Origin of the sequence: Paraburkholderia sp. Ac-20342 (genome assembly GCF_017104985.1) — a bacterium.
Taxonomy (GTDB): Bacteria; Pseudomonadota; Gammaproteobacteria; order Burkholderiales; family Burkholderiaceae; genus Paraburkholderia.
The window spans coordinates 46,815-69,001 of the sequence record NZ_JAAGPQ010000028.1; the positions used below are offsets into that span (position 1 = coordinate 46,815).

Consider the following 22,187-nt stretch of genomic DNA (forward strand, 5'->3'; position numbering starts at 1 on the left):
ATGGACGACGATAACACTCTCGACCTTTTCAACGAGCCGCCGCCTCCGGAGGGCGACTTTCTGACGCTCGGCAACTACGCGGAACGCGCCTACCTCGAATATGCGGTCAGCGTGGTCAAGGGCCGCGCGCTGCCGGACGTTTGCGACGGCCAGAAGCCGGTGCAGCGCCGCATCCTGTTCGCGATGAACGAGATGGGCCTCGGCGACAACGCGAAGCCGGTCAAATCGGCGCGCGTGGTCGGCGACGTGCTCGGTAAATATCACCCGCACGGCGACCAGTCCGCGTACGACGCACTCGTGCGTCTCGCGCAGGACTTTTCGATGCGCTATCCGCTGATCGACGGCCAGGGCAACTTCGGCTCGCGCGACGGCGACGGCGCGGCGGCGATGCGCTACACCGAAGCGCGCCTCACGCCGATCGCGAAGCTGCTGCTCAGCGAAATCGACCAGGGCACGGTCGACTTCATGCCGAACTACGACGGCTCGTTCGACGAGCCGAGGGTCCTGCCGGCGCGTCTGCCGTTCGTGCTGCTGAACGGCGCATCGGGCATCGCGGTTGGTCTCGCAACCGAAATCCCCTCGCACAACCTGCGTGAAGTCGCGGGCGCGGCGGTCGCGCTGATCCGCAATCCGAAGCTCTCGCATGCGGAGTTGATGCAGCACGTGCCGGGCCCGGACTTTCCGGGCGGCGGCCAGATCATTTCGAGCGAGGCGGAAATCGCCGCTGCTTATGAGACCGGCCGCGGCAGCCTGAAGGTGCGGGCGCGCTGGAAGATCGAAGACCTCGCGCGCGGCCAGTGGCAACTCGTCATCACCGAACTGCCGCCGAACACGGCCGCGCAGAAGGTGCTCGAAGAGATCGAAGAACAGACCAACCCGAAGATCAAGCTCGGCAAGAAGGCGCTCACGCCCGAGCAGTTGCAGACCAAACAGACGCTGCTCGCGCTCGTCGACGCGGTGCGCGACGAATCGGGCAAGGATGCGCCGGTGCGTCTCGTGTTCGAGCCGAAGTCGAGCCGCATCGACCAGACCGAGTTCGTCAATACGCTGCTCGCGCATACGAGCCTCGAATCGAACGCGCCGCTCAACATGGTGATGGTCGGCGGCGACGGCCGGCCGCGTCAGAAGGGCTTGAGCGAAATCCTGCACGAGTGGATCGCGTTCCGCTTCGCGACGGTCACGCGCCGCACGCAGTATCGTCTGTCGAAGGTCGACGACCGGATTCATATTCTCGAAGGCCGGATGATCGTCTTCCTGAATATCGACGAAGTGATCCGCATCATCCGCGAATCGGACGAGCCGAAGAGCGCATTGATGGCCGCGTTCGGGCTCACGGACCGCCAGGCCGAAGACATCCTCGAAATCCGGCTGCGTCAGTTGGCGCGGCTCGAGAAGATCAAGATCGAGAAGGAGCTGGCCGAGTTGCGCGACGAGAAGGCCAAACTCGAAGAACTGCTCGGCAGCGAATCGGCGATGAAGCGTCAACTCATCAAGGAAATCGAAGCCGACGCGAAGCAGTACGGCGACGAGCGCCGCACGCTGATCCAGCAGGAAAAGCGCGCGACCTTCGAAGCGCGCGTGGTCGACGAGCCGGTCACGGTCGTGGTGTCTCAGAAGGGCTGGGTGCGCGCGCTGAAGGGCCACGGGCTCGACGCGGCGGGCTTCAGCTTCAAGGCCGGCGACGGCCTCTATGCGGCGTTCCAGTGCCGCACGCCCGACACCTTGATCGCGTGGGGCAGCAACGGCCGCGTCTATTCGGTCGCGGTCGCGCAACTGCCGGGCGGGCGCGGCGACGGTGTGCCGGTCACGTCGCTGATCGAACTCGAATCGGGCAGCCATCTGATGCACTACTACGCGGCGTCGGCGGATCAGGCGCTGCTGCTCGCGTCGAGCAACGGCTTCGGCTTTATCGCGAAGGTCGGCGACATGGTGAGCCGCGTGAAGGCCGGCAAGGCGTTCATGACGATCGACGCGGGCGCCGCGCCGCTCGCGCCGATGCCGATGCTGCCCTATGCGGTGCAGGTCGCGTGTCTGTCTTCGGGGGGACGTCTGCTCGTGTTCGGTCTCGACGAGATGAAGACGCTCTCGGGCGGCGGGCGTGGCGTCACGCTGATGGCGCTCGACGACAACGAGGCGCTCGTGCAGGCGCTCGCGATCGACAAGGCCGGTCTGGTGCTGATCGGCACGCGTCGCGGCGGCCGCGTCGACGAAGAGAAGCTGGCCGGCGCCGAGCTTGCGGCGCACGTCGGCAAGCGCGCGCGCAAGGGCCGCGCGCCCGGGAGCAAGATGAAGCTCGACGGCATGCGTCCGGTGTTGCCGGCCTGACTCACGAAGCCGATGAGGGCGCCACTGAAAGAGCCGCCAAGCCCGTTTAACAAACTTTGACATGAGAAACCGGTGCGCGCCTGCTAGCATGCGGGGCGCTCGCGGGTTATCGCAAAAAAGTTCGTGCGGGACGTGGCAGCAGACTGTCGCAAGCGAACGCACAGCGATGGTGTCGCGGCGGCCCGCCGGCGCCGCGACAGAAATGAAGCAATGCAACGTAGCAATACGGCGAAGCAATATAACGAAGCAATACGGCACAATTATTCGCAGGCCCCCGGAACTGCCCGCATCACGCATGGTCGAACGCGCTCAGTGGCGGCTGAGCAAGATCAAGTGTCCTAAACGGTATGGCGTCGTGGGAGAGGAAAACTAAATGAACAAGGCTATCGAGGCGGCGCTCTTTCTGCATCTGCTCGGCGTGGCGGTGTGGGTTGGCGGCATGGTGTTCGCGCATTTCTGCCTGCGTCCGGCGCTCGGCGATCTCTCGCCCCAATTGCGTTTGCCGCTATGGGAATCGGTGTTCGGCCGCTTCTTCAACTGGGTCGGCGTCTCGGTGCTGGTGATTCTGATCAGCGGTGGCTTCCTGCTGATGCAATTCGGCGGCGGTCATGCCACCTGGCCTTTGCATGCGATGGCCGGCCTCGGCATCGTCATGATGCTGATCTTCGGGCATATCCGCTTCGCGGTGTTTCCGCGCATCCGCCGTGCCGTGCAGGCGCAGAAGTGGCCCGACGGCGCGCGGGCGGTCGGCACGGTCCGGCGTCTCGTGCTGATCAATATCGTGCTCGGCGTGGTGACGATCGGCGTCGCGGTGCTGTCGCGCGGGTTCTGAGCTTCATGTGAGCCCGGGCGGCTCCATCGCTCCAAACAGACAATGGCGAAGGCGCGCCAAGCCGTCTACCCGCTCGGCGCGCCGAACGCGAGCCACAGTCCGCACATGACCGCCACGGTCCCATACACGGCATACACCGGTACCTTGAGCTTCGCGAAGCAGGTCGCGGAGAACAGCGCGGTCAGCAGATAGATCGGCTTCAACGGCACATGCGCGGCGATGCGCAGCACCGCCACCGCGAGAAACGCGGTTGTGACCGCGCGCAAAATCTTCATGCCATGCTCGAAGCGCGGGTTCGTCTTCAACTGATGCAGATGCCGCTGCGCCAGCACGACGAGGCAGCCCGACGGCAGGAACAGCGCGAGCGTCGCGATCAGCGCGCCGGGCCAGCCGCCGATGAGATAACCGAGGAACGGCACCACGTTCAATAGCGGCCCGGGCGACAACGGCGACAGCGAGAACGCCAGCGTGAAATCGTTATCCGATACGCCGATCGCGGGCGTCACGAACAGGATCTTCAACACCGGTAACGCCGAGAAGCCGCCGCCGAACAGCGTCATGCCCGCGCCCGCGAGGCGCGGCCACAGCAGCGCGAGTTCGTAGCGATGCGGCACGGGCAGCGCGAACAGCACGAGCAGCAGACTGAGCGCGGCGAGCAGCCGGTAGTCGCCGCGTGCGAGCGACACCGCGAGCCGCGTGTCGCGCTCGCGGCTCGCGAACCAGCCGGTGCCGAACGCCGCGCCGAGCATCACGACGTAGGCCGCCGCATTGTGCGCATAGAAGAGCGCGACACAGCCGAGCACCGCCGCGCTCCATTCGAGCTTGCCGCGCACGAGCGCGCGCGTTTGCTTGTACCAGGTTACCGCGATCAGCGTCGCGAGCACGACGCTGAAGTGCTGCAACAGCGTTTGCGAGGCGATCGCGTGGATGAGCGGGGTGCGGTAGAAGATCGCGAACAGCGTCATCAGCGTGAAGAAGGGCAGCACGCTAGCGATGCCCGCGACCCAGGCGCCGGCGCGTCCGCGCAGCGCGTGGCCGAGTTGCACGGCGACGTTGCAGCCGACCGGCCCGGGCACCATCCACGCGAGCGCGATCAGGTCCGCGAAGGCGACGCGCGAGAGCCGCTCCTCGCGTTCGACGTAGTGATGTTCGAGCTGCGCCATCAGCGCGAGGCCGCCCCACGAGAGCGCCGACAGGCCGAACACGACCCGGAACAGCGTCCCTAGCGGCTCCGGCTGCCGGCGTCCGGCGGCATCTTCGTTCGTGACGGTCTGCATGGCGCCACGGGAGCCCGTGCGCGGGCCCCGTCCTTAAGGGTTGGTGCTCGACACGCTGCTCGTGTTGTCGGTTTCCCGCGTGGCGTGGCGGTCGCCCGCGTTGCCGGGGCCGCATACGCCGAAGCGTTCGAGCAGTGCCGGGATCGCCTCCACCGGCACCGGCCGCGAGAACAGGAAGCCCTGCGCCTCGATATGGCCGAGCGCCGCGAGCCATGCAATCTGCTCTTCGGTTTCCGTGCCCTCGACCACCACCGTGAGTCCGAGCGAGCGCGCGAGATTGACGATCGCCGTGACCATCACGCAGACGCTGCGGTCGCCCGGGATGGCCTGGACGAACGAGCGGTCCACCTTGAGCGTATCGACCGAGAAGCGGTTCAGATACGAGAGCGACGAATAGCCGGTGCCGAAATCGTCGAGCGCGATACGCACGCCGAGACGCTTGAGCGCGAAGATTTTTTCGGAGACGACTTCGGGATATTCCATCATCGTCGTCTCGGTGATTTCGAGTTCGAGGCGGCGCGCCGAGATGCCGGTTTCCTCGATCGCGTGCGAGATCGTTTCGTACAGGTCGCCGCGCCAGAACTGCACGGCCGAAATGTTCACCGCGAGCGACAGCGTGTCGTAGCCCTGTTGCTGCCACTGCGCGAGTTGCCGGCAGGCGGTTTCGATCACGAAGTCGCCGATCGGCACGATAAGGCCGGTCGATTCCGCAACCGGAATGAACTCGTTGGCCGGAATCAGCCCGTGCTGCGGATGATTCCAGCGCACCAGCGCTTCGAAGCCGGTAATGCAGCGCTGCGTCAGATCGATCTTCGGCTGATAGGCGAGGAACAGCTGGCCTTCGCTGAGCGCGACGCGCAATTGCTGTTCCCACTTCATCAGATGGTCCGCGCGATGCGACAGATGCGGCGAATAGAACTGGTAGCAGTTCTTGCCGGCGTCTTTCGCGCTGTACATCGCGAGGTCGGCTTTCTTGAGCAGGTCGATTTCGTTTTCGTTCGCGACCGAGTACAGCGCGATGCCGATGCTCGCATGCAGTACGAACGAGCTGCCGCGGACCTCGAACGGTTTCGAGAACGCTTCGCCGGCCGCTTCGGCGAGCGCGACCGCGCGCTTCTCGACGTCGTCGCCCTTGAGCACGACGACGAACTCGTCGCCGCCGATGCGCGAGAGCGCGCCGCCTTCGCCGACCGCCGCGGCGAGGCGCGAGGCGGTCATCTGCAGCACGATGTCGCCGGCATTGTGGCCGAGTGTGTCGTTGACGGTCTTGAAGTTGTCGAGATCGATGAAGAGGATCGCGAGACGCCCGAGATTGGACGGCTGCGCGACGTCGTGGCGCAGCGCCTGCAGCGTCGCGTAGCGGTTGCGCAGGCCGGTCAGCAGATCGTATTCGACGAGGTGCGTCATCTCGCGCTCGCGGCCGAGCAGCTTGCCGATCAGTCCGGTCGCGACCGCGAAGAAGCTCAGCATCGCGAGCGAGATGAAGCTCGCCATCAGCAGATAGACGTTGCGCGTGTGGTTGTAGTCGGCGAATTCTTCGGCTTGCGAAAGACCGACCAGCACGCCGAGCGGATAGCCGTCGATATGCCGGTACGAGACGATGCGCGTGACGCCGTCGATCGAATCGACGTAGGTGCCCGACACGTGTTCCGAAGTCGGATACGTGCCGCTCGCGGTGAAGGTGCCGCTCGCATCGTTGGTGCGGCCGGTGCGCCGCGCGAGCACGGTGCCGTTGTCCGAGATCACCGCGATCACGCCTTCGCGGCCGATGGCGGCGTTGTTGTAGAAGTCGGACGTGAAATAGCCGGGGTCTTCCGAGACCACGACGACGCCCGCGAACGAGCCGTCCGGATGATTGAGGCGGCGCGTCATCTGCAAGGTCCAGTGACCCGACACGCGGCCGAGCACCGGCTTGCTGATGTACAGCTGGTCGTCGTTCTCGTGTTCGTGGACCTTGAAGTGCTCGCGGTCGGACAGATCGATGTGCTTCGGGTTGAGTTCGGCCGTATTGGCGATCAGCTTGCCGTGTTCGTCGATCAGCGAGACCTGGACGAGTGTTTCGCTTTGCACGACGCCTTTTTCGACGGTGCTCGCGAGATCGAAATGATTCGGCGTTTTTTCAAACTCGTATTTGACGAAGCGCGTGATCTGATCGACCTGGTGAATCGCCTTGATCGTATGCTGTTCGAGTGCCGCGGAAAGAATCGCGGAAGAGGCCATGGCCTCGCGGTAAGTCGCCTCTTTTTCCACCGACAGCCGCGCGAAAATCACGGTCCAAAGCAGGATCAGGACCAGCACGCCGAGCGCGGGAATGACGAGCAACGCCCGCCGGCGCGTGAATGCCGGGTCGCGGCGCGGCCTGGCTTCGCGCGGGTCGGAGAAGCGGGACTGACTCATCGTGAGGCCCGTTGCCGGGTATGGGCTCGGCATGAATGCCCGGGCATCGACTGCGCTGATTTCATGGATGGCTGCATGGTGACCGAGAGGGTGCCAAAGCTGCTGCGCAGAAGGGGCGGGCGTGGCGCCGTGCCTGACAGTCCACAGATCATCGAATTCCTTCCGATATTACTGAATGAGGTTGGATTAAGGAAGCGTCAGGGCATGGGGTATACGCTGGCGCGGCGCGCACTTGCCTTGAACCGGATTGGCCCTGCATGCCGGCAATGTTTATGCCGCAATACATGCGTGATTTCTCGAATAGGTTTTCTCGAACGGCATGGACCTGCGTGGGTTTTCCGGTCGCGCATCGGTCATTCAATATGCATCGGTTGCAATTGCCATGCCTTACGATGCGGCCTTTTGTGGTTCGGCGCGGCAAGATAGGGCGTCAGGTGATGCCGCCCGAGCGTGCCTGCGCCTTGCCCGAGTGATGTCGCTATGCAACGTGCGTTGCTTGCGGCGTCGCTCATCGGGCCGCTTATCGGGCCATTCACGTCAGCCGGCACGTACCGTCGACGATCGTCACCGAAGGCCCGCCGATCCAGATCTTGCCGCGCGCATCGTCGTAAAGAACCGACACCTCGCCCGCGCGCCCGAGCACGGTGCCTTGACGCACCGTGTAGCGCGGGCCGGGCCGCCGTTGCTGCGCGTTCAGCAGACCCGCGAGCGCGGCGTTGGCGCTGCCCGTCACCGGGTCTTCGCCGACGCCGAAAGCGCGGCCCGCCATCAGGCAGCGGACTTCGAACGTCGCGGGACCCTCGGCATCGTGCGGGCCGTAGACCGCGAGCCCATGCGTGTCGGCCGCGTGCACGAGGTCGGCGAGCGCGGCCGCGTCGGGTTCGAGCGCGAGACAGCTGCGCGCCGAATCGACCCGCACGACGAGCCACGGCGCACCGTTGTCGACCGCGCACGGGGCGGCGCTGAAATCGATCGCATTGCTACGTAAAGCCGCCGCAAGTGTTTCGTAATGGCGTTCGGCCAGCGGCGTGACGCGCGCGGGCGGCGCGGCGAAGGCCCATGCGTTGCGTGTGCCGTCGGCGTCATGCAAGGCTTCGAGTTCGATGAGCCCGACGCCGCACTGCTGGATCAGCTTGCCGTCCTGCTTCGGCCGATAACCGCTTTCGAGCAGCGCATGCGCGGTGCCGAGCGTCGGATGGCCCGCGAACGGCAATTCGCCGCCCGGCGTGAAGATGCGCACGCGATAGTCGGCGGCCGGATCGGTGGGCGTCGAGAGAAAGGTGGTTTCGGACAGATTGGTCCAGCGCGCGATGGCCTGCATCTGCTTCGTATCGAGCGCGTCGGCATCGAATACGACGGCCAGCGGGTTTCCTTTGAACGGCGTCGACGTGAAGACGTCGACCTGTTTGAAACGGACGGTGTGAGCGGGCATCGGCATGATTCGGCGCATCCGGCGTGAAGGGCGTTCGCGGATTCTATCCGTGTCCGCGCTGCCGATCCAGTTCGCTCGATAAGCCAAACGCGCCGCAGGTGGCTCACACTCTGCGGCGCGTTTCAAATGCCATGCGCGGTGAATTGCGCGTGAACGGTTCGTTAATTGTTTGCGACGGCGGGCCGATGCCGACGGCATCGCCGTGCCATGTCACGCTCCGCGCGGATCGGCACGACCCGTCGATGCGCGATGCCTTATTCGACCTCGGCGATCATCTCGATCTCGACGCATGCGCCGAGCGGAATCTGCGCGACGCCGAACGCCGAGCGCGCATGCTTGCCGCGCTCGCCGAACACGTCGGCGATAAGTTCGGACGCGCCGTTCGTGACCAGATGCTGCTCGGTAAATTCGAGCGTCGAATTGACGAGGCTCATCAGCTTGACGATGCGCTTGACGCGGTTCAGATCGCCGACGTGCGCATGCAGCGTGGCGAGCAGATCGATCGCGATCGAGCGCGCCGCAGCCTTGCCTTCTTCGGTATCGAGCGTCGCACCGAGCTTGCCGGCCCACACCTTGCCGTCCTTTTTGGCGATGTGGCCGGACAGGTAAACCGTGTTGCCGCTTTGCGCGCTCATCACATAGGCGGCGGCCGGCGCGCCCGCCGACGGCAGTTCGATGCCCAGTTCCTTGAGCTTGTCGTACACGTTCGATTGAGCCATGTTGAGTCCTCGATTCAGTGAGATTGCGTTAATGAAGACGGGGCGAAGTTTGCGCGTACAGCGCGCCGGCTTCGCCCCGATGCCGCCTGGGCGGGCGTTCAGAGCTTCGCGCGCACGAGCGCGGCGAGACGCGCGACACCTTCGTCGATTTTAGCCGGCGGCACCGTGACGAACGACAGGCGCAGCGTATTGTGCTGGGCCTCGTTCGCAAAGAACGGGCCGCCCGGCACGAACGCGACGTTCTGCGCGACCGCTTCCTCGAGCAGCTTCATGCTGTCGATCTGCGCGGGCAGATCGACCCAGATGAACATGCCGCCTTCCGGACGGTTCCAGCTCACGCCCTCAGGCATGCAGCGCGCGAGCGCGGCGAGCATCGCCTCGCACTGGTTGCGATACAGCTCGCGGATGGTCGGCACGTGCGTGTCGAGAAAGCCGTCCTTGATGACTTCGTGGACGATGCGCTGCGTGAAGCTCGGCGTGTGCAGGTCGGTGGCCTGCTTGGCCTGCACGAGCTTGAAGATCAGCTCTTCGGGCGCAATGATGAAGCCGACCCGCAGACCCGGTGCGAGCACCTTCGAGAACGAGCCGAGGTAGACGATGTGATCGGGCGCCATCGACAGCATCGTCGGCAGCGGTTCGCCCGCGTAGTCGAGCGCGCCGTAGGGGTCGTCCTCGATCACCGGGAACGGTGCGGTCTTGGCGAATTCGGCGAGCGCGCGGCGGCGCTCGACCGGCAGGCGGCGGCCGGTCGGATTCTGGAAGTTCGGCTGCGCGTAGAGCAGGCGCGCGCCCTGGGTCAGTTCCGGCTTCAGGCCTGCGGGGATCAGCCCTTGCTCGTCGGTCGGCACCTGCACGTAGCGCGGCTCGTACATCGAGAACGATTGCAGCGCGCCGAGGTAGGTCGGCGTTTCGACCAGCACCGGGCTATCCGGGCAGACCAGCACCTTGCCGAGCAGATCGAGCGCCTGCTGTGAGCCGGTCGTAATCAGCACCTGCGACGCTCGGATCTGCACCCCGTTGCTCGAATAGCGCTGCGCGATCCATTCGCGCAGCGGCAGATAGCCTTCGGTCGCGCTGTATTGCAGCGCGGCGGCGGGCGTGTCGCGCAGGATGCGGTCGGCGGCTTCGCGCATGCGCTCGGCCGGGAAGGTGGCCGGCGCGGGCAGGCCGCCTGCGAACGAAATGACCTCGGGCCGCTCCGTTACCTTCAGGATCTCCCGAATCGCGGAGCTCGTGAGCTTGCGCGCGCGTTCGGACAATTGCCACGTCGGGGCTTTCAGGTCGCTTTGGTCCATGCTCTCCTCTGCTTGGTATTTCTGGAACCGGTCAAATTATCGATTATCGCGCGACTCGGCGGGGAGCGCCGCTGGAGCAGGCCACCGGGCACGAAACCGCGGGGTCGCACGCGCTGCTTTATGCGAGGGTCCGCGGGCCCTCGGGTGTTTCGAATTCGGCGACGAGCGCCGCGGCGCCGTCGCCAGGCTGCACGTCGAGCAGATGCGCGGCGCCGAGCCAGCGCAATTGCTCGCCGATCAGTTTGGCCTGCGGATGCACGGCTCTCAGCGTCTTCAACGCGAGATTCGCCGGCGCCAGCACCTGCGACGGCTGCCGCGTCGTCTCCCACTGGATCAGCGAGGGCAGCACGCCGTCGCCGGCACCTTGCCAGGCCGGGAACGCGCCGTCGTCGGGCACGGTCAGGCCCCATGTGAAATCGCCGCGCGTCATCGGCACGACCGGCGCAATGCGCTGCGGATACTGCGCCTGCCAGGTTGCGAGATGCCTCGGCCGCTCGACGCGCGCGACCCAGTGCGACAGATACGGCCCGTTTTCGAGCCGCGCGTGCGTCGCCGGGTCGTCGAGCGCGAAGAAGCGCGGGCGCGGCGTGCCGCTCCCGGCCTCCGCCGGCGCATGCGGATCGAGCGCAATCACTTCCAGATAGACGCCGCCCCACAGGCTCAGCAGGCGGTTGTGCGTGCGCATCAGCGGATGCGCGCCGCCGCCCGCCGGCGCGACGCCGAGTCTCGCGGCGACGTACTGGACACCCTCGTCGAGGGTGCGGGCGGAAATCACGAGGTGATCGAGACTGAGCGAATGAGCTGTCATGGCTAAGCGACGCGGAGCGGCGAAAACGGGGGGCTGGCAACGAGGCCGCAGCGCGCGAGGTGTAATAAAGGCGGCGCTGCCGGGGCCGTAAGCATAACCGTTTGCCGGATCGGCGGGCCATGCGGATGGCTGGCGGAGCGTGGTTTGCAGTCCGCGGCGGCGCGCTTGCAACGTATTTGCGAGGTCTGCGCGCCGCGCCATCACGCTTCGTGACGCTTCAATGTAGCGGCCGCAACCGGCACAGTAACGGTACAATCGACACGATACTATTCGGTACAGTTGGAGCCCGTCATGTCCGTCCCGCTTGCCCAGATTCCCGCCCCACACGACACGGCGTCGCTGACGCTGGTCGAGCAGCTCGTCCAGTGGGCGTGCCGCCGCATCGAGGAGCGCGTGTTCCGCCCCGGCATGCGCATGCCGTCGATCCGCAAGCTCGCGCTCGACAAGGGCGTGTCGCGCTTCACGGTGGTCGAGGCGTACGAGCGGCTGGTCGCGCAAGGCTATCTGGAATCGCGGCGCGGCTCCGGCTTCTACGTGCGCGAGCGGCAGAGCAGCGCGACGTTCAGCGAACGGCCCCCGCGCGCCGAAACCTTGCCGGCGCCGGCGAATATCGACGTGGTCTGGCTGCTGCGCAACATGCTCCACACCGGCGCGCGGCCCGAGCGCAGCCCCGGCCTCGGCTACCTGCCGGCGCGCTGGCTCGACGGCGACCTGATTACCAACGCGCTGCGCACGCTCGGCCGGCAAAGCGGCGCGCAGATGCTCGGCATCGGCACCGCGCAGGGTTTTCTGCCGCTGCGCCAGCAATTGCAGACGCGGCTCGAGGAACTGGAGATCGGCGCGTCGCCCGAGCAGATCGTGATGGTGTCGGGTGTCACGCAGGCGATCGACCTGATTTCGCGCATTTACGTGAAGCCGGGCGATGCGGTGATCGTCGGCGATCCGGCGTGGTTCCAGATGTTCGCCTGTTTCGCCGCGCAGGGCGCGCGGCTCGTCGGCATGCCGTACACGCCGGACGGCCCCGATCTCGACGCGCTCGAAGCGCTCGTGCAGGAATGGCGGCCGAAAATGCTCGTCATCAACTCGGTGCTGCAGAACCCGACCGGCACGTCGCTCTCCGCCGCCCAGGCGTTCCGCATCCTGCGCCTCGCCGAGGCGTACGACTTCATCGTCGTCGAGGACGACATCTACGGCGACCTGTGCCCGCCCGGCTACCCGGGCACGCGGCTCGCGAGCCTCGATCAGCTGAAGCGCGTGATCTACCTCGGCAGCTTTTCGAAGACGCTCGCGCCGAATCTGCGCGTCGGCTTTATCGCGTGCGGGCCGGACGTCGCGCGGGTGGTCAGCAACCAGAAGATGCTGGTCGGCATGACGAGCCCCGAGCTCAACGAGCGCGTGATCTACAAGATTCTGACCGAAGGCCACTACCGGCGGCACGTCGAGCGCGTGCGCGCGCGGCTCGACGGCGTGCGCGACAAAGCCGTGCGGGTGCTCGAAAAGACCGGCCTGAAACTGTTTCTGACGCCGACGGCCGGCATGTTCCTGTGGGCCGACACCGGCGTCGACGCGGGCGCGCTCGCCGCGGCCGGGCACGAGGCCGGCTTCCTGCTGACGCCGGGCGGGCTGTTTTCGCCGCAGCAGTCGCCGAGCACGTGGATGCGCTTCAATATCGCCAATTGCGGCGATCCGGAATTGCCGGCGTTTCTGAGCCGCTATCTCGACGGCGTCGCGCGCCGCCCGGCCTGAACTGTCCGGCCCCCCTTGAAACCGCGCCGGGGCGTCCCCATTTGCGCGAACGATCCGGCGCGGCCTCGCTCGCACTTTGATGTGAGCCTCGGCCCGCCCGCGGGACCCGGACGCGGGTTCGAACCCCGGTTCGCCGCGGTTCGATACCTTGTCGCCCGGCACCCCATCGCCCGAAACCTGATTCGCAACAGAGAGGAAGTCCGACCATGGCCCAAGAAACCATGAGCTTTCAGGCAGAAGTGAAGCAGCTTCTGCAACTGATGATCCATTCGCTGTACAGCAACAAGGAAATCTTTCTGCGCGAGCTGATCTCGAACGCGTCCGACGCGGCCGACAAGCTGCGCTTCGAAGCGATCGAAAACAGCGCGCTGTACGAAAACGATCCGAACCTGCGGATTCGCGTCTCGTACGACAAGGCTGCGCGCACCGTCACGATCGACGACAACGGCATCGGCATGAGCCGCGACGAAGCGATCGCGAACCTCGGCACGATCGCGCGCTCGGGCACCAAGGAGTTCTTCGGCAAGCTGTCGGGCGACCAGCAGAAGGATGCGGCGCTGATCGGCCAGTTCGGCGTGGGCTTCTACTCGGGCTTTATCGTTGCCGACAGGATCACGGTCGAGACGCGCCGCGCCGGTTTGCCGGCCGCCGAAGGCGTTCGCTGGGAAAGCGCGGGCGAGGGCGATTTCGCGGTCGAGCAGATCGAGCGCGCCGCGCGCGGCACGACCATCACGCTGCATCTGCGTGCCGACGAGGACGAACTGCTGTCGTCGCATCGCCTGAAGTCGATCATCCAGAAGTACTCGGACCACGTCGCGCTGCCGATCCTGATGCAGAAGGAAGAGTGGGACGCGGAAAAGAGCGAGATGGTCACGAAGGACGAGGACGAGACCGTCAACCAGGCGAGTGCGCTGTGGACCCGCTCGAAGAACGACATCAGCGACGAGCAGTACAGGCAGTTCTATCAGCACATCTCGCACGATCATCAGGACCCGCTCACGTGGACGCATAACCGCGTCGAAGGCCGCAGCGAATACACGCAACTGCTGTACGTGCCGGCGCACGCGCCGTTCGATCTGTGGAACCGCGAGCAGCGCGGCGGCCTGAAGCTGTACGTGAAGCGCGTGTTCATCATGGACGACGCCGAGCAACTGCTGCCCACGTATCTGCGCTTCGTGAAGGGCGTGGTCGATTCGGCCGATCTGCCGCTCAACGTATCGCGCGAAATCCTGCAGGAAAGCCGCGACGTGAAGGCGATTCGCGAAGGCGTGACGAAGCGCGCGCTGTCGATGCTCGAAGAACTTGCCAATTCGGACAACGACGCCGACAAGGAAAAGTACGCGGGCTTCTGGAAGGAATTCGGCCAGGTGCTGAAGGAAGGCATCGGCGAGGATTTCGCCAATCGCGAGCGCATCGCGAAGCTCGTGCGCTTTGCGACGACGCATACGGGCACGGCCGAACAGACCGTGGCGCTGGCCGACTACGTCGCGCGCATGAAGCCCGAGCAGAGCAAGATCTACTACGTGACCGCCGATACCTGGCAGGCCGCCGCGCATAGCCCGCACCTCGAAGTGTTCCGCAAGAAGGGCGTCGAAGTGCTGCTGCTGACCGATCGCGTCGACGAATGGATGCTGTCGTTCCTCAACGAATTCGACGGCAAGCCGCTGCAAAGCGTTGCGCGCGGCGACCTCGATCTCGGCGCGCTGGACGACGAGGAAAAGGCGGCGCAGGAGAAGGTCGGCGAGGAGTTCAAGCCGCTCGTCGAGAAGATGAAGGACGCGCTGAAGGACAAGGCGAAGGACGTGCGTCTGACGTTCCGCCTGACCGATTCGCCGTCGTGCCTCGTCGCCGACGACGGCGAAATGAGCGGCTACCTGCAGCGCATGCTGAAGGCCGCGGGCCAGGATGCGCCGTCGTTCCATCCGATTCTCGAAGTGAATCCGGAGCACGCGCTCGTGAAGGGCCTGCATGCCGATAGCGCGAATTTCGACGACTGGTGCCATCTGCTGTTCGATCAGGCGCTGCTCGCGGAAGGCGGCTCGCTCGAAGACCCGGCGAGCTTCGTGAAGCGCACCAACGCGTTGCTGCTGTCGCGCGCGGGTTGAACGTGAGTCGGGGGCGTTGATGCCGTTGCTGGATTGACGCTCCTTGGTTGAAAAATGCGCTGCTTCGGCAGCGCATTTTTTTTGCGCCCGAGGTTTTGCGCCCGATCAGGCGAACGGGTGCGGTGAGTTGTTTCGCTTGGCTGGTTTTTGTCTGACGCGTTTTTCGCATGCACTGGTGCGTTTGCATTTGCGTTATGCGTCAGATTGCAGAAGTGGCGTCGTGAACTGCCGCGATGAAGAGGGCTGCAAGACCGCGCCGCTATAATCCGACACCATGCCTATCCGTTTCGATCCCGCCGACGCGCACTGGCGTGTCGCACCTTTGCCCACCTTCAGCGCCGCGCAGAAAGACTGGCTGACTCGCGGCGGTTCCCTGACTGCTCATCTGCGTGCGCTCGGCGCGGTCGCGGTGCGCGTGACGCGCGAAGCGGTCGCGCTGCCATGGGCCGACGAAGCCGCCGCGCTCGGACTCGCGCCGCGCGCGCCCGTGTGGGTGCGCGAGGTCGTGCTGTCGGTCGAGGGCGTGCCGTTCGTCGCCGCGCATAGCGTGACGCCGCGCGCGGCGAGCGTCGGCGTGTGGCAGGCGACGCGGCGGTTGCGCACGCGGCCGCTCGCCGAATTGCTGTATAGCGACACCAGCGTCGCGCGCTCGTCGCTGGTGAGCCGCAGGGTGGGGGCGCGTCATCCGCTGTATGCGCTGGCGGCGCGGGAAATCGGCGCGGGCGTTTCGCGCGCGCCGCATGCGCTGGTCGCGCGCCGCTCGGTGTTCGAGCGGCATGGCGCGCCTTTGATGGTGACGGAGTGTATGTTGCCGGCGCTGTGGGAGTGCGTGGGGGCTTGGGGTGTTGCTGGGGCTTCCGGGGTTTCGGATGAAGAGCGCGGTGCCGGCGCACGCGGAGATCCCGTGCACGCCGCGCATACGGCCTATGCCCACCAGCGCGAACACGGCCGCCCGCTCGCGCGATGCCGTGACGAAGGCCATCGCTCATGACGCTCAAGCGCTGCTTTCCGCCGGTCGTCGATGCCCATACGCGGGTGCTGATTCTGGGCAGTTTGCCGGGCGAGATGTCGTTGGCGCATGGGCAGTACTATGCGCATAAGCAGAACAAGTTCTGGGCGCTTGTTGGGGAGGCAATAGAGCAAAATCTGGTCGGTATGGACTATGCAACTCGTCTCGATAAGCTGCTCGAATACCGCATCGGTTTATGGGACGTCGTTGCAGAGGCCCGTCGTATCGGGAGTCTCGATAGCCGCATACGCGACCATGCGAGCAATGACCTGGTCGCTCTTGTCGATACATTGCCGAATCTGGTCACCATCGCCTTCAATGGCGGGACCGCAGCCAAAATCGGCATGAATGCGCTTGGCGAGCGCGGTGGGCAATATAGACTGCTCCGCCTGCCATCAAGCAGTCCCGCCTATGCCACAGTCCCATACGCAGAAAAGTTGGCCGTTTGGCGGCAACTGCGGGAATCGAATTGACGCGTCCGAACGTGGTCTCGCGTCAGCGGGAATCCTGGCGTGTCTGGTGGTTACCAACGGCCAAACAATCGGTCTAGCGCTGAAATAATCTCGTCTTGCCGGTGATGCAGCGACGTAACGGATTGGCTTAATTCAGTGCGTGGAATCGCGCTCAGTGTCGGCGTATCCAGCATGCACTCGATGCCTTCGATCGTGAAAACAGGTATCAGGTCAGGCGGAAGAGGAACTGGGGCAAAGCTGTCCAATCGTCGCAACGGGATAACCACGCGTGTCGCCAGACCGGATAAATGGTTGCCTTGGACATCAACAACATAAGGCACCGCTGGACGTTGGCCCGGATTGGGAAATACGTCGAAACGGGCCATCAGAACGCCCGGTATTGAGCGAGCGGCAGGCCATCGCGCTCAACCATCTCGTTATAGGCCTCGATAAAACCGGCGTACTTGATGGCCCACTGGCGATCCTTTTCCACTTGAACGGCTTGACGCAGTGCCCGCTCGCAAGTTTGCGAGAAATTGATACCGAGTGCCTTGGCATCCTTGTAGACGTCTTCGGGCAGGCTAATGTTCGTGGCCCGACGAGGAGTCACATCGGCGGCTGGATGACGCATGGCGTTGCTCATTATGTGGGTGAATTATGCGCATTTTAGCCCACATAAAAACGTTGAATCTTGATTGGTGAGCGATTGGCCATGCGAGCAACGATTTGGCCGCTTTGGCCGTACGGTTGAACGACGGTACTGTCGGTCAGGCCTGCGGGGTTGGGAGCGGCGGAGTTGGCCCCTTGATAGAATCGCCCGCATTCAATGACAACGGTAACCGATACGATGACGGCATCTCTGAGCAGCGACCTCGACTTCTTCAATCTGCTGGCGGATAACCATTTGCGGCTTGTCGGCACGCCGCTGGTCGAGGGCGGAATCTCCGGCGCCGACGCGGCCCGCTGGCTCTACGAAAGCGCGCCGTTCTGCGTGCTCGCGCACAACACCGACGCCGACCCCCGTTTCATCTACGCGAACGAAGCGGCTCAACGCTGCTTCGAATACGACTGGGACGGCATGACGGCCTTGCGTTCGAGGCTTTCGGCCGAACACCCGAATCGGGACGAGCGCGACAGGTTGCTCGAATCGGTGCGATTGCACGGGTTCGCGACCGGTTATCGCGGCCTGCGCATCTCGAGTTCGGGAAGACGATTCTGGATCGAGGACGTCACGGTCTGGAATCTGCTCGATAGCGAAGGCGTTTATCGGGGGCAGGCCGCAACGTATCGCAACTGGCAGGACGCCTGAGCGCGGCGACAGACGCTTCGGGAGCATCGTATCGGTCTACGGGACGTCGCTGCCAAGGCGCGTCGCGATGGCAGTTTCGCTAGCCGTGTAGTCGATCGATACCGGCTTCTGCGTCTGCCATCGAGCCACCCCGCGCATGCTTGCGTTCCCCATGCGCGCCAGTTCGAAGTAGGGCGGCAGCTTGTCTGCGATTGACGCCGAGTGTTGCCCCGTCGAATGCTATGCTCTCGTTCGACCAAAAATTGCGCCCGTGGCGCGACATCCTCACATGACGAAACTGATCAAGCGCGCTTCGGCCGAGGCGCGTGCTTTCCGTAACCGCGATGCCGACGCCGATGCCGTTGGCGGCAAGCAGAAAATCGCCCGTAATGCCCGCAGTACTTCCCGCGGCGCGGGCCGCACGAACGGCGCCGATAACGACCTGCGCGACGCGCCGCAAATCGAAGCCCCGCGCAAGCCGCGTTTCGCGCCGGTGACGTTCTCGGAAGAGGGCGGCGTGCGCTACCTGCATTTCGGCACGGAATGGGTGCAAGGCGCGATGCGTCTGCGCAAGCCCGATCACATCGAACTCGAATACGCGCAGCAGATGATGGCCTGGCTGCTGTTCCTCGAAACGCCGAAGCGCATCGTGCAGCTCGGTCTCGGCGCGGCCTCGCTGACCAAGTTCGCGCACCGCTTCCTGAAGCGCGCCAAGGTCGAGGCGATCGAAGTGAATCCGGCGGTCGTCGTGGCCGCGCGCACGATGTTCGAGTTGCCGCACGACGACGCGCGCCTGACCGTGCGCGAAGCCGATGCCTGGGACTTCGTCAACGACGGCGCGAACCACGGTACGATCGGCGCGCTGCAGATCGACGTCTACGACGCGACCGCGCGCGGCCCGGTGCTCGACAGCGTCGCCTTCTATCGTGCGGCGCGTGCGTGTCTGAGCGACGCGGGCATCGTCACGGTGAACCTGTTCGGCGACCATCCGAGCTTCGTGCGCAACATGAAGCGTCTTAACGAGGCATTCGACGGCCGCGTGGTTGCGCTGCCCGAAGTGCACGACGGCAATCGCATCGCGATCGCATTCTCGGGCCCGGCGCTCGAGGTGCCGTTCGCGAGGCTCGAAACCCGCGCGAAGCTGATCGAAGCGCAACTCGGCTTGCCGGCGCGCAAGTGGATCAGGGGGCTGCGCGAATCGACGGGGCAGAGCGGCGCTTCGTTTGCGATCTGATCGCCGTAGCGGCTGGCTGAGGTAAGCCGGCCGGCGAGCCGCATCGCGGCGGCGCGTTGCCGCCGCATGGCCTCGCGTGCCGCTACGTGCCCCGGCATGCCGATACATACCGCTACGATATGCGCCTTGCCGCGCGCCGTTGCGCCTCGGGTCGTCCCTGCTTGACCGGGCGTTCGGGGCTCCTATACTCTTTCGAAGCTTTCGGGGCGTCCGTGGCCGACCGCGGGACGACCACCCGCTGTGATTCCACCTCCCGTCGACCACGGGCAAACAATTCAAATAGGAAAGAGGAGACGTCATGGCTCACGACGCCGACGTGAAGAAGGCCAGCAAGCACTGGCTCTGGCTGTTGCTGCTGCCCTGGATCGCGATGATCTGGGTGCCGTCCTACAACAAGGTCGAGCCGCAGCTGTTCGATTTCCCGTTCTTTTATTGGTATCAGCTTCTCTGGGTGCTGATCAGCGCGGTCATTACCGCGTTCGTCTACAACAAGACCAAATCCCGCTATACGGGCCGCTCGCAAGGGGGCGCACAACAATGAACCCCATTGCAACGTTCGTCTTCGTTCTGTTTTTTATCGGCGTCACGATTCTCGGTTTCGTCGCGGCGCACTGGCGGCGCGGCGATCTGGCCCATCTCGAAGAGTGGGGGCTCGGCGGCCGGCGCTTCGGCACGATCGTCACGTGGTTCCTGCTCGGCGGCGACCTCTACACCGCCTACACGTTCGTCGCGGTGCCGGCGCTCGTGTTCGGTGCGGGTGCAACCGGTTTCTTCGCACTGCCGTACACGATCCTGATCTATCCGTTCGCGTTCGTCGTGTTCCCGAAGCTGTGGAGCGTCGCCAAGCGCCACGGCTACGTGACCTCGGCCGACTTCGTCTCGGCGCGTTACGGCAGCCGCATGCTGGCGCTCGCGATCGCCGTGACCGGCATCGTCGCGACGATGCCGTACATCGCGCTGCAACTGGTCGGTATCGAAGTGGTGATCGGCGCGCTCGGTTTCGACACGACCGGCTTCGTCGGCGATCTGCCGCTCATCATCGCGTTCGCGATCCTCGCGGCCTACACGTACACCTCGGGCCTGCGCGCGCCGGCGATGATCGCGGTGGTCAAGGACATCCTGATCTACGTGACGATCTTCGCCGCGATCATCGTGATTCCGCCGCAACTGGGCGGCTTCGGCCATATCTTCGGCGCGGTGCCGCCGGCCAAGCTGCTGCTGAAGTCGCCGGACGTCTCGAATCTGAACGGCTATAGCGCCTACGCGACGCTCGCGGTCGGCTCGGCGCTCGCGCTGTTCCTGTATCCGCACTCGATCACGGCGGTGCTGTCGTCGAAGTCGGGCAACACGATCCGCCGCAACATGGCGCTCTTGCCGGCCTATTCGCTCGTGCTCGGTCTGCTCGCGCTGCTCGGCTTCATGGCGCTCGCGGCCGGCGTGAAGGACATGCCGGAGTTCGTGCCGTATTTCAAGGCATTCGGCCCGAACTTCGCGGTGCCGGCGCTGTTCCTGCACTTCTTCCCGTCGTGGTTCGTCGGCGTGGCGTTCGCGGCGATCGGTATCGGCGCGCTGGTGCCGGCGGCGATCATGTCGATCGCGGCGGCGAACCTGTACACGCGTAACGTGCACAAGGAGTTCATCAACCGCAACATGACGCACGAGCAGGAGACCAACGTCGCGAAGCTGGTCTCGCTGATCGTCAAGGTCGGCGCGGTCGCGTTCATTCTCGGCCTGCCGCTCACGTACGCGATCCAGCTGCAACTGCTCGGCGGTATCTGGATCATCCAGACGCTGCCGGCGATCGTGCTCGGTCTCTACACGCGCGTGCTTGACTACCGGGGCCTGCTGATCGGCTGGGCAGCAGGCATCGCGACCGGCACGTGGATGGCGATTTCGCTGAAGCTCGCCGGTTCGATCTTCACGATCCACCTGTTCGGCATGGCGATTCCGGGCTATGCGGCGGTGTGGTCGCTGATCGTGAACCTCGTGGTGGCGGTCGTGGTGAGCCTGCTCGTGCGCGTGGTCGGCATGCAGGGCGGCGAGGACCGCACGAGTCCGGAAGACTATCTGGACATGGCCGAAAGCTGATGGATTTGCGGCTTCCGTCGTTCCGGAGCGGTTCCGGATTTTGATGGCATGCTGAAAACGCAACGCCCGCAGACGAAAGTTTGCGGGCGTTGCTGTTTGTGTGGCGCTTCGTGGCGGGGTGGCGGAGTCGTTTTGCGACGCGTTCATGGTGCGTCACCAGGGCTTGGCTTTGGTTTTGGCCTCTGGCCGGTGCCCCGGCCGTGACCGCCTACCGTGACGCCCGGCGCTGGGCCGGATGATGCCGCGCGGTACGTTCGCCGTATGACTGCCGCGATGCGCCGCTCAAACCTGCGGCGGCAGCGTGACCATCCACTTCAGGCCGAAGCGGTCTTCCACGATGCCGAACCCTTCGCTCCAGAACGTCTTCTGGAACGGCATCACGACCTGACCGCCATCGGCGAGTGCGTTGAAGCTTTTTTCGGCGATGGCGCTGTCTTCGACGGTCAGCGACAGACTGAAGCCGTTGAACGAACCGGCTGCGGGATCGCAGGCGCCGTCGGAGGCCATCCAGAAGGTCGTGCCGAGCTGCACGTTGGCGTGCATGATCTTGTCCGCGAGTTCGGGGCGCGGCGGGTTGTTCGGGTCGGGCGGCGCATCCCTGAAGTGCATCTTGAAGATCACCTGAGCGCCGAGCTTTTCGCTGTAGTAGTCGAGCGCTTCCTCGCAACGGCCGTTGAAAAACACGTAAGGCTGAACGTACATGATCGTCTCCTTGAAAGATCAGGCGTGGGCCGACTGCCGCCGTTTCTCCGCGCGTGACGGCGAGACGGGGCGGGTGTGGGGTCGATTGTAGTCGTCTGCCGTGCGTGGTTTGTGACGGTGAGGCGCAGGAGTAGGCGGCGTGGTGTGGGAGCGTGCGGACGTCGGGTGCCTTGCGAGTTGGGTATCGGCTTGGGCTGCACAAACGGCAAACGGCGAGAGGCAAACGAAACGGCCCTGAACCGCGAGGTTCAGGGCCGTCCTGTGATGATGCCTTGCGTTGCCGCTGGCCGCCGCGCGACTGGCCGCTTCATACTGCAGAGCGGCAGAGCGGCAGAGCGGCAGAGCGGCAGAGCGGCAGAGCGGCAGAGCGGCAGAGCGGCAGAGCGGCAGAGCGGCAGAGCGGCAGAGCGGCAGAGCGGCAGAGCGGCAGAGCGGCAGAGCGGCAGAGCCGACGGGCCACCGCAACCGCGGCTACGCT

At 64.9% G+C, this 22,187-nt stretch carries 19 protein-coding genes; 10 read left to right on the plus strand and 9 right to left on the minus strand.

Features of this window, described 5'->3' with window-relative positions; all coding sequences use genetic code 11:
• A complete protein-coding gene (parC, locus tag G3N58_RS13970) occupies positions 1–2,325 on the plus strand; it encodes a DNA topoisomerase IV subunit A (protein ID WP_205999423.1) in 2,325 nt (774 codons plus the stop codon).
• Positions 2,326–2,698: 373 nt separating this feature from the next.
• A complete protein-coding gene (locus tag G3N58_RS13975; protein ID WP_167050012.1) occupies positions 2,699–3,157 on the plus strand; it encodes a CopD family protein in 459 nt (152 codons plus the stop codon).
• Positions 3,158–3,222: 65 nt separating this feature from the next.
• Here the strand turns inward: G3N58_RS13975 and G3N58_RS13980 are convergent, their stop codons facing one another.
• The 6 genes from G3N58_RS13980 to G3N58_RS14005 form a co-directional block, all read right to left on the minus strand.
• Positions 3,223–4,434, minus strand: coding sequence for a chromate transporter (locus tag G3N58_RS13980; protein WP_205999424.1), 1,212 nt, complete (start codon positions 4,432–4,434; stop codon positions 3,223–3,225).
• Between the two features lie 33 nt (positions 4,435–4,467).
• A complete protein-coding gene (locus G3N58_RS13985) occupies positions 4,468–6,831 on the minus strand; it encodes an EAL domain-containing protein (protein ID WP_205999425.1) in 2,364 nt (787 codons plus the stop codon).
• Between the two features lie 532 nt (positions 6,832–7,363).
• The gene (locus G3N58_RS13990; RefSeq protein WP_205999426.1) at positions 7,364–8,263 is read right to left on the minus strand and encodes a PhzF family phenazine biosynthesis protein; all 900 of its coding nucleotides are present in this window, start codon (positions 8,261–8,263) and stop codon (positions 7,364–7,366) included.
• A gap of 254 nt (positions 8,264–8,517) precedes the next feature.
• Positions 8,518–8,982 carry a RidA family protein gene (locus G3N58_RS13995; RefSeq protein ID WP_167050004.1) on the minus strand — a complete coding sequence of 155 codons (465 nt, stop codon included), beginning with the start codon at positions 8,980–8,982 and terminating at the stop codon, positions 8,518–8,520.
• Between the two features lie 98 nt (positions 8,983–9,080).
• Positions 9,081–10,277: a PLP-dependent aminotransferase family protein gene (locus G3N58_RS14000; protein ID WP_167050002.1), complete on the minus strand. Its 1,197-nt coding sequence runs from the start codon at positions 10,275–10,277 to the stop codon at positions 9,081–9,083.
• A gap of 118 nt (positions 10,278–10,395) precedes the next feature.
• Positions 10,396–11,085, minus strand: a complete 690-nt coding sequence (locus tag G3N58_RS14005; protein ID WP_205989125.1) for a VOC family protein — start codon at positions 11,083–11,085, stop codon at positions 10,396–10,398.
• Positions 11,086–11,376: 291 nt separating this feature from the next.
• Between G3N58_RS14005 and G3N58_RS14010 the strand changes: the two genes are divergently transcribed.
• From G3N58_RS14010 to G3N58_RS14025, 4 genes are all read left to right on the plus strand, one after another.
• Entirely contained in the window at positions 11,377–12,831 is a 1,455-nt protein-coding gene (locus G3N58_RS14010) for a PLP-dependent aminotransferase family protein (protein ID WP_205999427.1), read from the plus strand.
• Positions 12,832–13,037: 206 nt separating this feature from the next.
• Positions 13,038–14,936: a molecular chaperone HtpG gene (gene htpG, locus G3N58_RS14015; protein ID WP_205999428.1), complete on the plus strand. Its 1,899-nt coding sequence runs from the start codon at positions 13,038–13,040 to the stop codon at positions 14,934–14,936.
• A gap of 274 nt (positions 14,937–15,210) precedes the next feature.
• Positions 15,211–15,927 (plus strand): chorismate lyase, encoded by a 717-nt coding sequence (locus G3N58_RS14020; RefSeq protein WP_205999429.1) that lies wholly within the window; start codon positions 15,211–15,213, stop codon positions 15,925–15,927.
• Positions 15,924–16,418, plus strand: a complete 495-nt coding sequence (locus tag G3N58_RS14025; RefSeq protein WP_167049992.1) for a DNA-deoxyinosine glycosylase — start codon at positions 15,924–15,926, stop codon at positions 16,416–16,418. The genes G3N58_RS14020 and G3N58_RS14025 overlap by 4 nt, the downstream gene beginning before the upstream one ends.
• Before the next feature lie 50 nt (positions 16,419–16,468).
• On the opposite strand, the gene G3N58_RS14030 is transcribed toward G3N58_RS14025, so the two are convergent.
• Together G3N58_RS14030 and G3N58_RS14035 are read right to left on the minus strand one after the other, a co-directional pair.
• Complete coding sequence (locus tag G3N58_RS14030) at positions 16,469–16,783, minus strand: CcdB family protein (protein ID WP_167049990.1); 315 nt, start codon at positions 16,781–16,783, stop codon at positions 16,469–16,471.
• Positions 16,783–17,028, minus strand: a complete 246-nt coding sequence (locus tag G3N58_RS14035; protein WP_167049988.1) for a type II toxin-antitoxin system CcdA family antitoxin — start codon at positions 17,026–17,028, stop codon at positions 16,783–16,785. The genes G3N58_RS14030 and G3N58_RS14035 overlap by 1 nt, the downstream gene beginning before the upstream one ends.
• Before the next feature lie 216 nt (positions 17,029–17,244).
• Here G3N58_RS14035 and G3N58_RS14040 point away from each other — a divergent pair, with 216 nt between their 5' ends.
• The 4 genes from G3N58_RS14040 (at position 17,245) to G3N58_RS14055 (ending at position 21,007) form a co-directional block, all read left to right on the plus strand.
• Positions 17,245–17,706: an MEKHLA domain-containing protein gene (locus tag G3N58_RS14040; protein WP_205193393.1), complete on the plus strand. Its 462-nt coding sequence runs from the start codon at positions 17,245–17,247 to the stop codon at positions 17,704–17,706.
• A gap of 268 nt (positions 17,707–17,974) precedes the next feature.
• Positions 17,975–18,919: a spermidine synthase gene (locus G3N58_RS14045; RefSeq protein ID WP_205999430.1), complete on the plus strand. Its 945-nt coding sequence runs from the start codon at positions 17,975–17,977 to the stop codon at positions 18,917–18,919.
• Between the two features lie 298 nt (positions 18,920–19,217).
• Complete coding sequence (locus G3N58_RS14050; protein ID WP_167049982.1) at positions 19,218–19,460, plus strand: DUF3311 domain-containing protein; 243 nt, start codon at positions 19,218–19,220, stop codon at positions 19,458–19,460.
• A complete protein-coding gene (locus G3N58_RS14055) occupies positions 19,457–21,007 on the plus strand; it encodes a sodium:solute symporter family protein (RefSeq protein WP_167049980.1) in 1,551 nt (516 codons plus the stop codon). Before G3N58_RS14050 ends, G3N58_RS14055 begins: the two co-directional genes overlap by 4 nt.
• Before the next feature lie 282 nt (positions 21,008–21,289).
• On the opposite strand, the gene G3N58_RS14060 is transcribed toward G3N58_RS14055, so the two are convergent.
• The gene (locus G3N58_RS14060; RefSeq protein WP_167049978.1) at positions 21,290–21,709 is read right to left on the minus strand and encodes a VOC family protein; all 420 of its coding nucleotides are present in this window, start codon (positions 21,707–21,709) and stop codon (positions 21,290–21,292) included.
• Positions 21,710–22,187 lie beyond the last annotated feature (478 nt).